Here is an 839-nt window from a genome sequence, read left to right on the forward strand (position 1 = left end):
AAAAATAGTGGGTTACGTTTCGCTTCGCTACACATTTTAACCCACTATTTTTGTCCGCTTAATTAGGCGTTATACCCCTGTTGTGAGCTTTGCTTTAATAATTATGGACCTTTGTGATTCACGACCATTCAAGTTAGTGGTTATCTTTATAAAGTTATATTATACTTCCTATGTAAAGTTATTAAATAAGGAGCTGACTATGTTAGCTAAAACAAAAGAGTTTAACTCAACAGCTTTCAACTTAGATAGAATGAAAAATTCTGTTGAGGGTATTGGGTCTAAAACGGCAATCACCTTAAAAGGTAAAATGTCTGCTAATGATGTAATGAAGGTATTAATGAATGTCAAAACCAAAGGATTATCAAGTTAGCGCTAGTTTTAACTTTATAACAATATTCCAGAATTTAGAAGCAACTAAACCTCCACACAAATATCCAGATGAGCAACCTGATGCAATAAAAGTCGCAACTATAATTTCAGAGTACTTATCTGATGGTTGGGATGGAACCTTAAAAGGGAAAAATACTTCATCAGACAATGTTCCCAAAAACGATCCCCGATGGTTAAATAAAGTTGAATATGCACAAAAGTATAAACTTGGCCATTATCACGTCGGGATACCGTGTTATGAAAAGTCAGAGTATGGGTATCTAACTTCATATTACGTACTTCATTATCAACAACTCTCTGAAACACATATTAAATTTGTCGATTTAGACACCCACTCACCGATGGATCTACCTAAAGAGTCCTATCTAGAAGGTGATGTTGTTTTAGGTGAAACCGAAGAGTAATCGAAAGGGGGCATAACAAACAAGAATAGGTGTCGCGCAGCCGAT

At 35.4% G+C, this 839-nt stretch carries 2 protein-coding genes; both read left to right on the forward strand.

Going from position 1 to position 839, the window contains the following annotated elements; all coding sequences use genetic code 11:
• The first annotated feature begins 199 nt into the window (after positions 1-199).
• Positions 200-370, forward strand: coding sequence for a hypothetical protein (locus CXF74_RS22095; protein ID WP_157822521.1), 171 nt, complete (start codon positions 200-202; stop codon positions 368-370).
• The gene (locus CXF74_RS21485) at positions 342-794 is read left to right on the forward strand and encodes a hypothetical protein (protein ID WP_101084687.1); all 453 of its coding nucleotides are present in this window, start codon (positions 342-344) and stop codon (positions 792-794) included. The genes CXF74_RS22095 and CXF74_RS21485 overlap by 29 nt, the downstream gene beginning before the upstream one ends.
• The last annotated feature ends 45 nt before the right edge of the window (positions 795-839 follow it).

This window comes from Psychromonas sp. Urea-02u-13, from assembly GCF_002835995.1.
Lineage (GTDB): Bacteria > Pseudomonadota > Gammaproteobacteria > Enterobacterales > Psychromonadaceae > Psychromonas.